At 72.3% G+C, this 14710-nt stretch carries 14 protein-coding genes and 1 pseudogene; 5 read left to right on the top strand and 10 right to left on the bottom strand.

Going from position 1 to position 14710, the window contains the following annotated elements:
- Nucleotides 1-58: 58 nt before the first annotated feature.
- Nucleotides 59-415 (bottom strand): annotated as a pseudogene (locus KKZ08_RS38610) (serine/threonine protein kinase); the annotation flags it as partial.
- A 325-nt stretch (nt 416-740) separates the two neighbouring features.
- On the opposite strand from KKZ08_RS38610, the gene KKZ08_RS09005 reads away from it, so the two are divergent.
- Nucleotides 741-968 (top strand): CarD family transcriptional regulator, encoded by a 228-nt coding sequence (locus tag KKZ08_RS09005; protein ID WP_030784272.1) that lies wholly within the window; start codon nt 741-743, stop codon nt 966-968.
- Nucleotides 969-1046: 78 nt separating this feature from the next.
- Here KKZ08_RS09005 and KKZ08_RS09000 read toward each other — a convergent pair whose 3' ends face one another.
- From KKZ08_RS09000 to KKZ08_RS08965, 8 genes are all read right to left on the bottom strand, one after another.
- The gene (locus tag KKZ08_RS09000) at nt 1047-2273 is read right to left on the bottom strand and encodes a TerD family protein (protein WP_223778965.1); all 1227 of its coding nucleotides are present in this window, start codon (nt 2271-2273) and stop codon (nt 1047-1049) included.
- A gap of 88 nt (nt 2274-2361) precedes the next feature.
- Complete coding sequence (locus KKZ08_RS08995) at nt 2362-2583, bottom strand: hypothetical protein (protein WP_223773947.1); 222 nt, start codon at nt 2581-2583, stop codon at nt 2362-2364.
- Nucleotides 2584-2642: 59 nt separating this feature from the next.
- Complete coding sequence (locus KKZ08_RS08990) at nt 2643-3632, bottom strand: zinc-dependent alcohol dehydrogenase family protein (protein ID WP_223773946.1); 990 nt, start codon at nt 3630-3632, stop codon at nt 2643-2645.
- Entirely contained in the window at nt 3629-4459 is an 831-nt protein-coding gene (locus tag KKZ08_RS08985) for a carbohydrate ABC transporter permease (protein ID WP_223773945.1), read from the bottom strand. Before KKZ08_RS08985 ends, KKZ08_RS08990 begins: the two co-directional genes overlap by 4 nt.
- On the bottom strand, nt 4459-5415 hold the full coding sequence (locus KKZ08_RS08980) for a sugar ABC transporter permease (RefSeq protein ID WP_223773944.1): 957 nt from the start codon (nt 5413-5415) through the stop codon (nt 4459-4461). The genes KKZ08_RS08985 and KKZ08_RS08980 overlap by 1 nt, the downstream gene beginning before the upstream one ends.
- The gene (locus KKZ08_RS08975; protein WP_223773943.1) at nt 5412-6779 is read right to left on the bottom strand and encodes a sugar ABC transporter substrate-binding protein; all 1368 of its coding nucleotides are present in this window, start codon (nt 6777-6779) and stop codon (nt 5412-5414) included. The genes KKZ08_RS08980 and KKZ08_RS08975 overlap by 4 nt, the downstream gene beginning before the upstream one ends.
- 90 nt (nt 6780-6869) lie before the next feature.
- A complete protein-coding gene (locus KKZ08_RS08970; RefSeq protein ID WP_223773942.1) occupies nt 6870-7640 on the bottom strand; it encodes a DeoR/GlpR family DNA-binding transcription regulator in 771 nt (256 codons plus the stop codon).
- A gap of 235 nt (nt 7641-7875) precedes the next feature.
- On the bottom strand, nt 7876-8685 hold the full coding sequence (locus KKZ08_RS08965; RefSeq protein WP_223773941.1) for an NAD(P)-dependent oxidoreductase: 810 nt from the start codon (nt 8683-8685) through the stop codon (nt 7876-7878).
- A gap of 276 nt (nt 8686-8961) precedes the next feature.
- Here KKZ08_RS08965 and KKZ08_RS08960 point away from each other — a divergent pair, with 276 nt between their 5' ends.
- From KKZ08_RS08960 to KKZ08_RS08950, 3 genes are all read left to right on the top strand, one after another.
- Entirely contained in the window at nt 8962-9927 is a 966-nt protein-coding gene (locus tag KKZ08_RS08960; protein WP_223773940.1) for a 5-dehydro-4-deoxyglucarate dehydratase, read from the top strand.
- The gene (locus KKZ08_RS08955) at nt 9924-11090 is read left to right on the top strand and encodes a hypothetical protein (RefSeq protein WP_223773939.1); all 1167 of its coding nucleotides are present in this window, start codon (nt 9924-9926) and stop codon (nt 11088-11090) included. The genes KKZ08_RS08960 and KKZ08_RS08955 overlap by 4 nt, the downstream gene beginning before the upstream one ends.
- Nucleotides 11091-11339: 249 nt before the next feature.
- Nucleotides 11340-12692: a S28 family serine protease gene (locus KKZ08_RS08950; protein ID WP_223773938.1), complete on the top strand. Its 1353-nt coding sequence runs from the start codon at nt 11340-11342 to the stop codon at nt 12690-12692.
- Here KKZ08_RS08950 and KKZ08_RS08945 read toward each other — a convergent pair.
- Entirely contained in the window at nt 12667-13875 is a 1209-nt protein-coding gene (locus KKZ08_RS08945) for an MFS transporter (protein WP_223773937.1), read from the bottom strand. The two genes, KKZ08_RS08950 and KKZ08_RS08945, sit on opposite strands and share 26 nt — an antisense overlap.
- 153 nt (nt 13876-14028) lie before the next feature.
- On the opposite strand from KKZ08_RS08945, the gene KKZ08_RS08940 reads away from it, so the two are divergent.
- The gene (locus KKZ08_RS08940; RefSeq protein ID WP_223773936.1) at nt 14029-14622 is read left to right on the top strand and encodes a TIGR03086 family metal-binding protein; all 594 of its coding nucleotides are present in this window, start codon (nt 14029-14031) and stop codon (nt 14620-14622) included.
- Nucleotides 14623-14710 lie beyond the last annotated feature (88 nt).

Genomic DNA, 14710 nt, shown 5'->3' with positions numbered 1-14710 from the left:
CGGCGGCCGCGCGCCCGGCGACGCCGAGGCCGAGGAGCTTCGGACCGTCCCGGGTGACGACGACGTTCGACGGCTTCACGGCACGGTGCAGGACGCCCGCCGCGTGCACGCCCGCGAGGGCCTCGGCGAGCGCCGCGCCCAGCGCGCCCAGCTCGGCGTCGCCCAGCGGACCGTAGGTGCCCACCGCTTCCGGCAGGCCGGGCCCCGCGCAGAACTCGATCGCCACCCACGGCTCCGCCGCGTCCGGACCGGCGTCGAGCACGGCGGCCGAGTACCGCCCGGTCACGGCGCGCGCGGCGGCCGCCTCGCGCCGGAAGCGCTCACGGAAGCCCGGGTCGGCCGCGAGCCGCGCGTGGACCGTCTTGACGGCGACCGGCTGCCCGGACGCGGACCGCGCGAGGTGGACACGGCCCATGCTGCTCTCGCCGAGCAGCGAAACGATCCGGTACCCGCCGACGTCCACGGGTGCTCCTTCCAGCGGGCCCCGGCGGGACCCTTTCGATGACAGGACGATCTGTGCTCTGTCGGTCTGTGCGACGCCTGTGAGGCATCGTACGGTTGCGGCCGCCGGGGGCGGGCGGGCCGACCGGGCACCGTGATCCCCGTTACCCCTTTCGGGTCGCTTCGGGCCCCGCGACGGCCGTCGGTGGAGGGGTTTGTGTGTCTGTTCCATACCGATGTGAGGGCGGTGTGAGCTCGGAGCATGGTGCGGGGGGTGTCCGGGGGCGCATACTTCGAATATGACGAGGCCCGCCGGCTCGCGCCGCCACCTGCCGAACAGTCCCTTCAACGTGCCCGCTCCGCCCGCCCCACCCGTAGAGCAGTTCGCCGTGGGTGACCGGGTCTCCCACGACCAGTACGGACTCGGGAGGATCGTCGGCGTCGAGGGAGAGGACGCGGTCGTCATCGACTTCGCGGGCCGTCAGGGACGGTTCCTGAGTCCCTACCCGAAGCTCGCCAAGCTCTGACACCCGAAGACCTGATCCGACACACGTGAGGGGCGGCGGGCCGCGATGCGCGGTCCGCCGCCCCTCACGCATGTCCGCCTACAGCGCCTGGGCCGCGGGCTTCACCATGCCACGCACCGTACGGGACTTCACGAACTGCCCCATGCCGGTCATTTCCCACTCGCCGGTGAACTGCTTGATCAGCTTGGCCATCATGACGCCGGTCTGCGCCTCGGCGTTGGTCAGGTCGAAGCGGACCAGCTCCTCGCCGGTCGCCGCGTCCATCAGACGGCAGTAGGCCTTCGCGACCTCCGTGAACTTCTGGCCGGAGAACGAGTTCACCGTGAAGACCAGGCCCGTGACGTCCTGGGGGAGGCGGCCGAGGTCGACGACGATCACCTCGTCGTCACCGCCGCCCTCGCCCGTGAGGTTGTCACCGGAGTGCTTGATCGCGCCGTTCACGATCGAGAGCTTGCCGAAGTAGCAGCTGTCGACGTGGTTGCGGTTCGGGCCGTACGCGATGACGGAGGCGTCCAGGTCGATGTCCTTGCCACGGAACGCGGGCTCCCAGCCGAGGCCCATCTTGACCTGGGAGAGCAGCGGCTTGCCGCCCTTGACCAGGGACACCGTCTGGTTCTTCTGGAGGCTGACCCGGCCCTTGTCCAGGTTGATCTTCCCGGCGCCGGGGACGGGCGCGGCGGGGGCCGGGGGAGCGGCGGGCGCGGCCTGGCGCGGGTCGGCCACCGGCGGCGGCCCCTGGACCGGCTGCCCCGCCGGAGGGGCCATGGGGGGCGCCATCGGGGCGGCGGGCGCGGCGGCCGGTGCCGGGGCGGGCTCCTCGACCGAGACGCCGAAGTCCGTGGCGATGCCGGCCAGGCCGTTCGCATACCCCTGGCCGACCGCGCGGGCCTTCCACGCGCCGTTGCGCAGGTAGATCTCGACGATCACCAGGGCCGTCTCGGTGCCGAGCTGCGGCGGGGTGAAGGTGGCGAGCACGGAACCGTCGTCCGCGTTGCGAATGGTGGCGGTGGGCTCGATGCCCTGGAAGCTCTGGCCCGCCGCGTCCGGACTCGCGGTCACGACGATCTTCTCGATGCCGGACGGCACGGCGGCCGTGTCCACGGTGATCTTGTCGGGGGTCGTGCCACCGCCCGACTGGTACGTCACACCGGGCCCCGAGGGCTGGTTGAAGAAGATGAAGTCGTCGTCGGAGCGCACCTTGCCGTCGGCGGTGAGCAGCAGGCCCGATACGTCGAGCCGCACCGGAGCGGCGACGTCCACCGCCACGCGGGCGGCGGTCAGCGGGATGTTCGAGCCGGGGGTCATAGCTGTCATGCCAGGGGTAACGAACGACCCCGCTTTACCGTTCCCTTACCCGGGCAAGGTTTTTCCCGGCCATGCGGGGCGACGCTCCTCAGCCGCGGTTGCGCGGATGGGCCCGCGCCGCCTTCTCGTTTCCCCGCCTGTAGTTGCCGGTCCAGCGGGCCATCACCAGCTGCGGGTCCCCGCCCGCGAGCTCGGCGATGAACCGCTCGGCGCGGGGGCCGCGCAGCGTCCCGGCGGCGCGTGCGCCATGGGTGATGACGACGCTGCCGTCGGCGCGCTGCTCGTAGGTGAATCCATGAGGTCTCGGCATGGCCGGGAGCGTATGCTCCGGCCGCGCCCGGCCGGTACCGAATTACCGGGCGGCGCGGATCACGGCACGACGACGGTCTTCCGCCCCACTCCTGCCGCGAACTGGTCCAGCGCCCGCGGATAGTCGTCCAGCGGCAGCCGGTCGCTGATGAACACCTCCGGGTCGAGCACCCCCGCCGCGAACAGCTCGGCCGCCCGCTCGAAGCTGTGCAGGACGGCCATCGAACCGGTGATGGTGATCTCCTGGTTGTAGATGCGGTACGGGTCGACGGTGACCCGCGTGGCGTAGTCGGCGACGCCGAACTGGAGGAACGTGCCCGCCTTGGCGACCCGGTCCAGGCCGTCCTGGATGGCGGCGGCGTTGCCCGTCGCGTCGATCACGACGTCCCAGCCGCCCGGCCGGTCCAGCTCGTCGGCACCGGCCGCCGCCGCCGAGACACCGAGCCGCTGCGCCGTCGCCAGCCGCCGTGGGTTGAGGTCGACCACGTCGACGCTCGCCGCGCCGGTCCGCTTGGCGAGTTCCAGCATCATCAGGCCCATCGTCCCCGAGCCGTAGATCAGCACGTGCGCGCCGAGCCTCGACCGGAGGACGTCGTAGCCGCGCACCGCGCAGGACAGCGGTTCGATGAGGGCCGCGTCCCGGGCGCGTACGTGATCGGGCAGGCGTACGCAGTTGGCGGCGGGCGCCGCCGCGTACTGGGCGGCCCCGCCCGCCGTGGTCACCCCGATGGCGGCCCACCGCTCGCACAGGTTGCCCCGCCCGGCCCGGCAGTAGCGGCACTCGTGGCAGTGCAGCGAGGGATCCACGGCGACCCGGTCACCGGCCGCCAGTTCGCTCACGTCACGGCCGAGGGCGACGACGGTGCCGGCGAACTCGTGGCCGGGCACCACCGGCAGCCTCGGCGCGAACTCGCCCTGGCGGATGTGCAGATCGGTGCCGCACAGGCCGCAGGCGGCGACCTCCACGACGACCTCGCGGGGCCCCGGCGTCGGGTCGGGCACCTCACCGACGACGACCTTGCCCACCGACTCGACGATCGCGGCCTTCATTTCACGGCTCCCAACGACAGGCCCTGGACCAGCTTGTCCTGGGCGGCGAACCCCGCGGCGAGCACCGGCAGGGAGATCACGAGCGACGCGGCGCACACCTTCGCCAGGAACAGGCCCTGGCTGGTGATGAAGCCGGTCAGGAAGACGGGCGCGGTCTGGGCGACGACGCCCGTGAGCACCCGCGCGAAGAGCAGTTCGTTCCAGCTGAAGATGAAGCAGATCAGGGAGGTCGCGGCGATGCCGGGCAGCGCGATGGGCGCCACCACGCGCGCGAGGACGGTGGGCAGCCGTGCCCCGTCGATCTGCGCGGCCTCGATGACCGCTCTGGGCACCTCGGCGAGGAAGGACTGCATCATCCACACCGCGATCGGCAGGTTCATCGAGGTGTAGAGGATGACGAGCAGCCAGATGTTGTCGAGCAGACCGGTGTTCTTGGCGAAGAGGTAGAGCGGCAGCAGGCCCGCCACCACCGGCAGCATCTTCGTGGACAGGAAGAAGAAGAGCACGTCCGTCCACTTCTTCACGGGCCTGATGGACAGGGCGTACGCGGCGGGCAGGGCCAGCACGAGCACGCACAGGGTCGAGGCGAGCGACGCCACGGTCGAGTTGATGAGCGCGGGCCAGGGGCTCGCGCCGCCGCCCGCGCCGAAGAACTCGCGGTAGCCGTCCAGGGTGAGCGAGGCGGCGACCGAGGGCGGGTTGGTGGCGGCGTCCTCCTCCGAGTGGAAGGAGGTCAGCGTCATCCAGGCGATGGGCAGGAAGAACAGGATCCCGGCGAGCCAGGCGACGAGCCCCAGGACGGCTCCCTTGGTGCGTGCGGCACTCATCAGCGGGACACCTCCTCACGGAAGAGGGACGAGACGACCCGCAGCGCGAAGGTCGCGATGATGACCGAGCCGATGACGACGAGTACCCCGGCCGCGGAGGCCAGGCCGTTCTCGTGCGCCTGGTAGAAGCTCTGGTAGACGGTGTAGGGCAGGTTGGCGGTGCCGAGACCGCCCGAGGTGAGCGTGAAGACGGCGTCGAAGTTCTGCACGATGTAGACCGAGCCGAGCAGCGCGCCCAATTCGAGGTAGCGGCGCAGGTGGGGCAGGGTCAGATGGCGGAAGACCTGCCAGTCGCCGGCCCCGTCCATGCGGGCCGCCTCGATCAGCTGGGGGTCACGGCTCTGCAGCCCCGCGAGCAGGATCAGCATCATGAAGGGCGTCCACTGCCACACCAGGGAGGCCTCGATGGCCGGCAGCGGGGTGTCCGAGATCCAGTCGGGCTGGGCGGCACCGTCCCCGCCGGCCCAGTGCAGGAGGCCGTTGAGAAGGCCGTACTCGGGGTTGTAGAGCACGTGCTTCCACAGCAGCGCGGCGGCCACCGGCACCAGCAGGAACGGCGCGATCAGGAGCGTGCGCACGAGCCCGCGCCCCTTGAACCGCCGGTTGAGGAGCAGCGCGAGGACGAGCCCGAGGACCAGGCTCGCGAGGACGACGGAGACCGTGAGCAGGATCGTGGTCAGGACGGACTCGCGCAGGTCGGGGTCGGTGAGGACCTCGGAGTAGTTGGCGAACCAGGTGAAGCTGCGGGCGTTCGGGTAGAGGGCGTTCCAGTCGAAGAACGAGATCACCAAGGTGGCCACGAACGGCAGCTGGGTCACGGTGATCATGAAGATCAGGGCGGGCAGCAGGGGCGCCCTGGTGGCCCAGGCGCGCAGCCGGCCCGGGGTGCCGGGAGGGTTGGCGGCGGGCACGCGCGCGTGGCCGACGGGAGCGGTGCCGGAGGCTGTGGCGGTCATCGTCCCTCGTACTCCTCGGAGATCTTTTCGGCGAGCCGCTGGGACGTGTCCAGGGCGGCGTCGACGGACTGGCGCCCGGCGATGGCCGCGCTGATCTCCTGGGAGACCTTGGTGCCGAGGTCGGTGAACTCGGGGATGCCGACGAACTGGATGCCGGGCGCGGGCCGGGGCTGCACACCAGGGTCGCGGGGCCTGGCGCCCTCGATGGCGGCGCGGGTGACGTCCTGGAAGGCGGCGGCTTCCTTGCGGTAGGCGGGATTCGCGTACGTCGAGGCGCGTTTGCCCGCGGGGACGTTGGACCAGCCGGTCTTCTCGCCGACGAGCCTCTCGTACTCCTTGCCGGACGCCCAGGAGATGAACTTCCAGGCCTTGTCCGGGTTCCGCGAGGCCTTCTGCATGCCCCAGGCCCACGTGTAGAGCCACCCGGAGCTCCTGGTCCGCACCACCGGGGCGGGCACATAGCCGATCTTGCCCTTGACCGGGGACTTGGCGGACTCCAGTGATCCGGCGGCGGCCGTCGCGTCGTACCACATGGCGGTCTTGCCCTGGGTGAGGTTGTTGAGGCACTCGGCATAGCCGGACTGGGCGGCCCCGGCCTGGCCGTGCTCGCGCACGAGGTCCACGTAGAAGCGGGTCGCCTTCTTGAACTCGGGGGCGTTCAGGCGGGCCTTCCAGTCCTTGTCGAACCAGGTGCCCCCGAAGGTGTTCACCACGGTCGTCAGCGGGGCCATCACCTCGCCCCAGCCGGGCAGGCCGCGCAGGCAGATGCCCTTCATCCCCGGCTCCTCGCCGTCCACCCGGGCGGCGAGGTCCGCCACCTGCTGCCAGGTGGGGTGCTCGGGCATGGTGAGGCCCGCCTTCTTGAAGACGTCCTTGCGGTACATCAGGAAGGACGACTCTCCGTAGAAGGGCTGTCCGTAGAGCTTGCCGTCCTCTCCGGCGAGGGACTGCCTCATGGGCGGCAGGACGTCCTTCTCGTCGTACGCGGTGTCCTCGCGGGCGTAGGAGCCGACCTCGTGCAGCCAGCCGTTCCTGGCGTAGATCGGTATCTCGTAGTTGCTCAGGGTGGCGACGTCGTACTGCCCCGCCTGGTTGGCGAAGTCCTGGCTGATCTTGTCGCGGACGTCGTTCTCGGGCAGGACGGTGAAGTTCACCTTGATGCCCGTCTCCGCGGTGAAGTGGGCGGCGGTGAGCTTGCGCAGCTGGAGCATCTGCGGGTTGTTCACCATGAGGACGTTCAGGGAGTCGCCTGAACCGGCCCCGCCCGCACCGGTCCAGCAGCCGGCGAGCAGCGGGGTGAGCAGCGTCCCTGCGGCGGCCGCGGCGAGCGCGCGCGGCCTTCGTCGTCGGCTCGGGGTTCGCATGAATTGCTCCTGGACGTAGGGGGAGGATTACGGATGTTCCGGGCATGCCGCGGCGTGTGGAGGCGCGGTGTGCCGCGTGGCGGGGAGCCGTCAGGCGCGGATGACCTGGGGGCCGAGGAGGGAGTAGCGGTGCGCCTCCGAGGCGGGCAGGCGGCTGCTCGTGACGATCGCGTCCAGGTCGGCGACGCCCGCGAACCGGCAGAAGCTCGTCGCGCCGAACTTGGTGTGCACGCCGAGGAAGACGGTGCGCCGCGAGGCCCTGATCGCCTGCGCCTTGACCTCGCTCACCGCCGGGTCGGGCGTCGTCAGGCCGTGCTCGCGGGAGATGCCGTTGGCGCCGATGTACGCCAGGTCGATGACGAACCCGGCCAGCATCTTGGTCGTCCAGTGGTCGACGGTGGCGAGCGTGCCCGGCCGCACCCGCCCGCCGAGCAGCAGCACGGTGACGTGCTCGGCCTCCGCGAGGGCGCCCGCGGCGGCGAGCGAGGCGGTGACCACGGTCAGCGGGCGCCCCGCCGCGGCGCCGGGCAGTGCCTCGGCGGTCAGCTGGGGCGTGAACCCCTCGTCGACGAAGACGGTCTCGGCGTCGCCGAGCAGTTCGGCCGCGGCGGCGGCGATGCGCCGCTTCTCCGGCACGTGCATGGTGGTGCGGAAGGCGAGGGTGGTCTCGAAGCCCGCGCTCTCCACGGGATAGGCGCCGCCATGGGTGCGGCGGACCAGGCCGTGGTCCTCCAGGGTGCGCAGATCGCGGCGGACGGTCTCCTTGGCGACGCCGAGCTGGGCGGCGAGCGCCGTCACGTCGACGGAACCGGAGTGGCGTGCCGCGTCGACGATCCGCCGCTGACGTTCCTCCGCGGTCATCGGCGCCACCCCTTCCCCTGGTCATTCCCCTGGTCGAAGCCCCGGGTCGGGGCGTGCCCGTTCGGGCCTGTGGGGAAGTTCTACAGCGCGGGCAGGGGGGTGACCAGGTGCGCAGCGGACGCGATGCTGCCCGTTTGTGCCCGTTCGGCGGGGCGGCGGCCTGGGGCGCGGGCGGCGGCCGTGCCCGTTTCGGGGGTGCCCGCCGCCCGTTCGGCGCCCGGGGCGGGGCCGGGGGTCAGTGCGGCCACACCGGGGGGCGGGTGCAGAAGTGGCCGCCCAGGTGGGCGTGGTCGGGGTTGCCGGGGTCCAGTTCGCCCTGCTCGGCGATGAGCTTGGCCGCGTACCGCTCGGAGTCGTCCCGCGGTTCGTAGCCGAGGGCGCGCGCCGAGGAGAGGTCCCACCACAGGCGGGTGTTGGCGGACGAGCCGTAGACGACGGCGTGCCCGACGTCCTCGGCGGTGAGCGCCGCGTGGAAGAGCCGCGCGCCGTCGGCAGGGCTCATCCACACCGACAGCATCCGTACGTTCGACGGCTCGGGGAAGCACGAGCCGATGCGGACCGAGACGGTCTCGATGCCGTGCTTGTCCCAGTAGAACTGCGCGAGGTCCTCGCCGAAGGACTTCGACAGGCCGTAGAACGTGTCGGGGCGGTGCGGGGTGTCGTCCGGGATCAGCGGGTCGTCGCCCTGCGGGCGGGGCGTGAACCCCACCGCGTGGTTGGAGGAGGCGAAGACGATCCGCCGCACGCCTTCCTCGCGGGCCGCCTCGTAGAGGTTGTACGTCCCTTCGATGTTGGCCTTGAGGATTCTGTCGAAGGTGGACTCCAGGGAGATGCCCGCCAGGTGGAGGACCGCGTCGACCCCGCGGACGGCCTCGCGCAGCGCCTCGCGGTCCGCGAGGTCGGCGACGATCGCGTCCGGCTCGCCCTCGATGGCGCGCATGTCGAGCAGGCGCAGATCGTGGCCGTGGGCCGGCAGGTGCCCGCGCATCAGCGTGCCGAGGCCGCCTGCGGCGCCGGTGAGCAGGACGGTGCGGGGAGCGGGCATGCGGGGTCTCCTCGTGCGGCCGTATGTATGGACGTACAGAATTCACATCCGTAGACAACCTAGGGATCACGGTCGCGCCCCGTCAAGTGTCGTCGAGTCTCTCGCGAAGGCGGTAAATCCGCTCCTGTGTGGGGAGTTCATCGGCTTGACCGGGCCCAAGGGGGCGCCTTAGCGTGGCCGTGTTCAGGGATATGGACATGAGTCAGAAACGTGCACGGGGATCAGGAACGTGCACGGGAATCAGAAAGTGCACGCCTGCACGCTTAGGGAGAGCCCGTGACGTCAGCCCCTCTAGCTTCCCGACTTCGCGTCCCCAGCGGGCCGTTGTTCTTCCCGGTCACCGCGTACGGACCCGACGGCTCCGTCGACCTGGACGCCTTCCGCACCCATGTGCGCGGCGGCATCGAGGCGGGCGCCGCGGCCGTCTTCGCCTGCTGCGGCACGGGCGAGTTCCATGCCCTGACTCCCGAGGAGTTCCAGGAGTGCGTGGCCGCCGCAGTCGAGGAGGCGGCGGGCCGGGTGCCGGTCGTCGCCGGCGCGGGGTACGGCACCGCGCTCGCCGTGCGGTACGCGCGCCTGGCCGAGGAGGCGGGCGCCGACGGGCTGCTCGCCATGCCGCCCTACCTCGTCGTCGCCGGGCAGGAGGGGCTGCTGCGGCACTACACCGAACTCGCCGCGGCCACCTCCCTGGACGTCATCGTCTACCAGCGCGACAACGCCGTCCTCACGCCGGAGACGGTCGTCGCGCTCGCCCGCGCCGAAGGCGTCATCGGCTTCAAGGACGGCCTCGGCGACATGGACCTGATGCAGCGCACGGTCAGCGCCGTGCGGGCCGAAGTACCCGGGGACTTCCTCTACTTCAACGGCCTGCCGACCGCCGAACTGACCGGCCTCGCCTACCGCGGCATCGGCGTGAGCCTCTACTCCTCGGCCGTCTTCTGCTTCGCGCCCGACATCGCGCTCGCCTACCACCGGGCGTTCAACGCCGCGACCCCCGAGGGCGACGCCACCGTGAACCGCCTCCTGGACGGCTTCTACCGGCCCTTCGTGGAGCTGCGCGCCCTCGGCCGCGGTTACGCCGTCTCCCTCGTGAAGGCGGGCGTGCGGCTCGGCGGCCTCGATGTCGGCCCCGTGCGCCCGCCGCTGCACGAGCCCGCCGCCGAGCACGTCAAACGCCTGGCCGAACTCGTCGAGCAGGGGCGTGGGCTGCTGGGGACCGCGCACCCGGGGGCGGGCGCGTGAAGGCCGCCGCGTTCCTCTACCCCTGGGACGTCGTCGGCGACCCGGACGCGCCCGCCCGCATCGCCGCGCTCGGCGTCCGGCAGGTCACCCTCGCCTCCGCCTACCACTCCACGCGCGCGCTGACCCCGCGCCACCCGCGCCACCGGATCGTCACGGCCGCGCACGCCGCCGTGCTCTACCCGCCGGGGGAGGCGTGGGAGGGGCGCGTGCCGCGGCCGTACGCCGCAGGGGACTGGGCGCCGGGCGATGCCTACGGAGAGGCCGCGCAGGCGTTGCGTGCCGCCGGGCTCGACGTGCACAGCTGGGTCGTCCTCGCCCACAACTCCCGCCTCGGCGCGGAGCAGCCGGCGACGTCCGTGGTCAACGCCTACGGAGACCGCTACCCCTGGGCGCCGTGCGTAGCGCAGCCCGCCACGCGCGCGTACCTCGTCGACCTCGCCGCCGAGGCCGCCGCGCGCCCGGAGACCAGCGGCACCGAACTGGAGTCGTGCGGCTGGTACGGCCTCGCCCACCTGCACGCCCACGACAAGATCGCCGGCGTCGGCCTCGGCGAGGCGGGCCAGTACCTGATGTCGCTCTGCTTCTGCGCCTCCTGCCGCGAGGGGTACGCCGGAACGGGCCTCGACCCCGACGGGCTCGCGGCAGCCGTGCGCGACGCCCTGGAGCCGCTCTGGCGCGGCCGGGCCGAGGACACCGGCTGGGCGTCCGTCGAGAAGCTCCTCGGCGTGGAGCGGGCGACGGCGACGCGCGCGTGGCGCGAGGAAACCGCCCGCACGCTTCAGGAGGCCGCGATCGGCGCCGTCCGCGCGGCGGCCCCGCCGGGCTTCCAGGTGCTGCTGCACGCGGACCCGGTCGCGTACCACTGCGGCGCGAACGCGGGTGTCGACCCGGCGCACATCCTCACCGTGGCCGACGGCGTGGTCGTGCCCTGCACGGGCGGCGCGCAGGCCCTGACGCCGTTCGCCGAGCACGCGGGCGACGGGACCGTGCTGGCCGCCAACCTCACCGTGGTCACCGGCATGGGCGGCAGCCCCGCGACCCTCGCGGCCGACGCGACCCGGGCGGCGGACCTGGGCGCCACGGAACTGCGGCTGTACCACGCGGGGTTGGCCTCGGACGCGGACCTGGCGCGGGTCGGGCGGGGGTTGGCGGGTCTGGGATGAGTGGCCATGGGTGCACTTGCGCGGACCCTGTCGCGCCCTGAGGGGCCGACCATGCTTGCCCCGCAAGGGCCTTGACCCGCCCGCAGTGACCGACCACGCCCGCCCCGCGCCGACCCTGTCGCCCCCCGAGTGATCGCCGCTACGATCCGCGCACCACAACCGCCGCCGGTACCGAGGACGGCCACGAACCGCCGCCGGTACCGGAGACGGCCACAACCGTCGCCCGTACAGGGGACAGAGGGAGACAAGGTGCGCAACAAGGGGATATCCGCGCTGGTCTGCGCGGGACTGATGGCGGGTGCCGCGGTGCTCGGCGGTGCGGGGGACGCCGTCGCGCAGGTCGCTGCGGCGGACCGGGAGGGCCAGACGGCCGGCACCGTCCGTGAACGCCTGGAGAAGATACCGGGCATGAAGGTCGTGTCCGTCGCGGAGAAGGAGGGCCACCCCCTCTACACGCTGACGTACGTCCAGCCCGTCGACCACGCGAAGCCCCGCGGCGCCACCTTCACGCAGCGCGCCACGCTCTGGCACAAGTCCACGGACAAGCCGACCGTCCTCTACACCACCGGTTACACCCTCGGCGGCGGCACCGCCTCCCTCACCCGCCTCATCGACGCCAACCAAGTCAGCGTCGAACACCGCTACTTCGGGCCATCCCGGCCCACCGGCGCCGCGGGCGACGACTGGTCCAAGATGACCGTTCAGCAGGAGGCCGCCGACGAGCACCGCCTCACCCGGGCCCTGCGCACCATCGAGAAGGGCAAGTGGCTGGGCACCGGCGCCAGCAAGGGCGGCATGACCGCGACCTACCACGAGCGCTTCTACCCCGACGACCTCGACGCGGTCGTCGCGTTCGTCGCGCCCAACGACGCCGACAACCGCGACGACAGCGGCTACGAGCGCTTCTTCAAGACGGTCGGGACCAAGAAGTGCCGGGAGTCGCTGAACGCCGTGCAGCGCGAGATGCTCGTACGCCGCGACACACTGCTCCCCAAGTTCGAGACGGACGCCAAGGCCAACGGCGACACCTTCGAGGAGACCCTCGGCACCACCGACCGCGCCTACGAGTTCGCCGTCCTCGACCAGGTCTGGAACTTCTGGCAGTCCGGCACCGCCGCCGACTGCCCCACCGTGCCCGACGCGAAGAAGGCCACGGACGACCAGCTCTACGACTGGTCGAAGGAGCACGGCCTGAGCGTCTACCGCGACGAGGACCTCGGCACCAACGGCTCGGGCCCCTACTACCACCAGGCGGCCACCCAACTCGGCTGGGCGGACCTGAAGTTCAAGCACCTCAAGGGCGTCCGCCACTACCCGGACATCTACCAGCCCAACTCCGTGCTGCCCGCCGCCATGCGCGGCACCTACGACAACAGGACCGTCGCCGACGTCGACCGCTGGGTGAAGACCCGCGGCGAGCGCATGATGTTCGTCTACGGCCAGAACGACCCGTGGAGCGCCGAGCGGTTCACCCCGAGCCACCGCGACTCCCACCGCTACGTCGTGCCGGGCGCGGGCCACGGCGCGTCGATCGCCAAACTGCCCGCCGCCGAACAGGCCGAGGCCGTCGCCACCATCAAACGCTGGGCCGACGTGAAGTAACCCGCACCCGGCGCCCGAGGAGCAGGGGCGCGGCGATCAGCAGCCGCGCCCCCGCGAGAACCGGCAGCAGGACGCGGATGTCGACGCTCTCCACGAGGGCCGCGCCCCCCGCGATGCCGAGCGCGGTCGGTGCGAACATCAGCGTATTGGCGGTCGCCGCCACCCGGCCGAGCAGCGCGTCCGGCGTCTCCCGCTGCACCGCGGTGAGCCCCGCGATCAGCACGCAGGGCAGCCCGGCGCCGTTCGCGAAGCTCCCCGCGAGGACCGCCGCGTCGCTCGGCAGCGCGCTCAGGACCGCCGACACACCGGTCAGCGCGATGCCCGCGCCACCGAACCGCCACGCCCCGAAACGCCGCAGCAGCGCCCCCGAGGCCACGCCCACCGCCACGGAGCCCGCGCCCTGCACGACGTACAGCACGCCCGTGTACGCGGGCGAGTGGCCGAGCCGCTCCACGATCGCGTAGACCGTCGCACCGCTGATCCCCGACGTCAGCATCGTCAGGCCGCCCGCCACCACGACGGGCCGCAGCCGCTCGTGCCCCCACAGGTACCGGGCGCCCTCGGCGGTCCGGGCCCGTAGCGAGGCGCGCTCACGCACCGGGGCGGCCTCCCGGACCCGCAGCAGCGCGTACATGCCCGCGGCGAGTACGAACGTGACGGCGTCCAGGAGCGCCACCCGGGCGCCGCCGTACGCGGTGAACAGGCCCGCCCCCGCGAGCGGCGCCATCAGCTTCATGCCCTCGTTCGCGGACATCCGCAGGCCGTTGAAGTCACCGAGCAGCTCCTTGCCGACGGCCGCCGGGACCAGGGCGGCCTCCGCCGCGTCCGTGACGACGCCGCACGCCCCGTACACCAGCAGGAGCGCGAAGAGGATCCACAGCCGTCCGGCGGAGTCCACCGCGAACAGGGACAGGAGCAGGGCGCCGAGGGTCAGGTTCACGGTCACCAGGAGCGGTTTGCGGCGCGTGCGGTCGGCGAGCGTGCCGAGCAGCGGGCCGACGAGGGTGGGCGCCCACAGGGCCAGCTGGCAGAGCGCGGCGAGCCCGTCGGAGCCGGTCAGCTCCTTCACCCAGATCCCGGAGACGAGCCACAGCGCGGAGGTCCCGAAGCCGGAGACCACCACCGCGCCCAGATAGAGGCCGGCGTTGCGGTCCCGCAGGACGCGCCCGATCGTCGATGTCATGCCTGGTGATGCTGGTTCCTGAGGCCCTCGGCACGGTATCGGGCGGTTTCCCTAAGGAAGCCGATGAGTTCGGGCCGCGCGGCCGGTCCACCAGGGGAGGCGTACCGAGAAAGCCGCCTTATCCCAAGCGCGAAGTCCTTAGTGGAGGCCCCCATGACCGTCGACCACCTCGATCTCGCCCCGCAGGCCCGCCTGGTGGCGCAACTGGCCGCGCACGTCACGGACGAGCAGCTCGCGGCGCCCACGCCCTGCCCCCAGTACGCGGTGCGGAATCTGCTCGGACATCTGATCGGCCTCGCCCGGGCCTTCGAGGCGGCCGCGCGCAAGGACTTCGGGCCGGCCCTGGACCAGGACCCCGCGAGCACCGAGCCGGACATCGGCCCCGGCTGGCGCGACGAGCTGCCCAAGGCCCTCGACGCCCTCGCCGAGGCGTGGCGCGACCCGGCGGCCCGGCAGGGCATGACCCGCGCGGGCGGCATCGACCTGCCCGGCGAGGTCGCGGGCCTGGTCGCCCTCGACGAGCTGGTCGTCCACGGCTGGGACCTGGCGCGGTCCACCGGCCAGGAGTACGCGCCCGACGAGGTGAGCCTGGAGGGAGCGCTGGCGGTGCTGGCCCCCGGTGGGGAGGAGGGCGAGGAGCCGGGCGGCCTCTTCGGCCCGCCGGTCCCGGTGCCGGACGGGGCGCCGCTCCTGGACCGGGTGATCGGGCTGAGCGGCCGCGACCCGGGGTGGCGGGCCGCGGGCTGAGGAGCGATCGTCCGTGCGTTCGGGCCCCCTGCCACACTCGACGTACCTAGATAGGTTGCATCCCTGACTAGATCGCTCTACGGTCTAG

The organism is Streptomyces sp. 135 (assembly GCF_020026305.1).
In the GTDB taxonomy this organism is placed as follows: Bacteria; Actinomycetota; Actinomycetes; order Streptomycetales; family Streptomycetaceae; genus Streptomyces.
This window is presented reverse-complemented; position numbering and strand designations above follow the sequence as displayed.